The sequence below is a fragment of the Yersinia rohdei ATCC 43380 genome (assembly GCF_000173775.1).
Taxonomy (GTDB): Bacteria; Pseudomonadota; Gammaproteobacteria; order Enterobacterales; family Enterobacteriaceae; genus Yersinia; species Yersinia rohdei.
Window position 1 is genome coordinate 1 of the sequence record NZ_ACCD01000072.1, and the last position, 1,932, is coordinate 1,932.

Genomic DNA, 1,932 nt, shown 5'->3' on the forward strand with positions numbered 1-1,932 from the left:
CGCAATGCGTATCGTTAGGTAAGGAGGTGATCCAACCGCAGGTTCCCCTACGGTTACCTTGTTACGACTTCACCCCAGTCATGAATCACAAAGTGGTAAGCGCCCTCCCGAAGGTTAAGCTACCTACTTCTTTTGCAACCCACTCCCATGGTGTGACGGGCGGTGTGTACAAGGCCCGGGAACGTATTCACCGTAGCATTCTGATCTACGATTACTAGCGATTCCGACTTCATGGAGTCGAGTTGCAGACTCCAATCCGGACTACGACAGACTTTATGTGGTCCGCTTGCTCTCGCGAGTTCGCTTCACTTTGTATCTGCCATTGTAGCACGTGTGTAGCCCTACTCGTAAGGGCCATGATGACTTGACGTCATCCCCACCTTCCTCCGGTTTGTCACCGGCAGTCTCCCTTGAGTTCCCACCATTACGTGCTGGCAACAAAGGATAAGGGTTGCGCTCGTTGCGGGACTTAACCCAACATTTCACAACACGAGCTGACGACAGCCATGCAGCACCTGTCTCACAGTTCCCGAAGGCACCGAAGCATCTCTGCTAAGTTCTGTGGATGTCAAGAGTAGGTAAGGTTCTTCGCGTTGCATCGAATTAAACCACATGCTCCACCGCTTGTGCGGGCCCCCGTCAATTCATTTGAGTTTTAACCTTGCGGCCGTACTCCCCAGGCGGTCGACTTAACGCGTTAGCTCCGGAAGCCACGCCTCAAGGGCACAACCTCCAAGTCGACATCGTTTACAGCGTGGACTACCAGGGTATCTAATCCTGTTTGCTCCCCACGCTTTCGCACCTGAGCGTCAGTCTTTGTCCAGGGGGCCGCCTTCGCCACCGGTATTCCTCCAGATCTCTACGCATTTCACCGCTACACCTGGAATTCTACCCCCCTCTACAAGACTCTAGCTTGCCAGTTTCAAATGCAGTTCCCACGTTAAGCGCGGGGATTTCACATCTGACTTAACAAACCGCCTGCGTGCGCTTTACGCCCAGTAATTCCGATTAACGCTTGCACCCTCCGTATTACCGCGGCTGCTGGCACGGAGTTAGCCGGTGCTTCTTCTGCGAGTAACGTCAATCCAACAGCGTATTAAGCTATTGGCCTTCCTCCTCGCTGAAAGTGCTTTACAACCCGAAGGCCTTCTTCACACACGCGGCATGGCTGCATCAGGCTTGCGCCCATTGTGCAATATTCCCCACTGCTGCCTCCCGTAGGAGTCTGGACCGTGTCTCAGTTCCAGTGTGGCTGGTCATCCTCTCAGACCAGCTAGGGATCGTCGCCTAGGTGAGCCATTACCCCACCTACTAGCTAATCCCATCTGGGCACATCCGATGGCGTGAGGCCCGAAGGTCCCCCACTTTGCTCTTGCGAGGTCATGCGGTATTAGCTACCGTTTCCAGTAGTTATCCCCCTCCATCAGGCAGTTTCCCAGACATTACTCACCCGTCCGCCGCTCGCCGGCAAAGTAGTAAACTACTTCCCGCTGCCGCTCGACTTGCATGTGTTAGGCCTGCCGCCAGCGTTCAATCTGAGCCATGATCAAACTCTTCAATTTAAGATTTGTTTGATTTGCTACTAATGAAAGTAGCGATGCTCAAAGATTACTTTCTGCAAATATGCATTCGAACCGAAGTTCAAATGTGTACTGCTTTGGTCACTCTTCAAGACTTTGATATTTCTTCTGCCTGCCGAAACAGGCTTCGATATCGTCTTGCGAGTGCCCACACAGATTGTCTGATAAATTGTTAAAGAGCAGTGAGTTAGCAACCTTCCGGTGGGTAACTCGAGGTGCGCATATTACGCTTTCCTCACTCAGAGTCAACTACTTATTTCGTTGAATTTCTCTGTTCTCTTTGCCGGCCACTCAGTTACTTGATTCGCTGTGTGCCGTCTCGATGGATGCGCATTATAGGGAGTCGACGTTC

At 52.1% G+C, this 1,932-nt stretch carries 1 rRNA gene; it reads right to left on the reverse strand.

Annotation, left to right across the window (positions count from 1 at the left end):
* Positions 1 to 19: 19 nt before the first annotated feature.
* Positions 20 to 1,562 (reverse strand): 16S ribosomal RNA (locus YROHD0001_RS21005).
* Positions 1,563 to 1,932 lie beyond the last annotated feature (370 nt).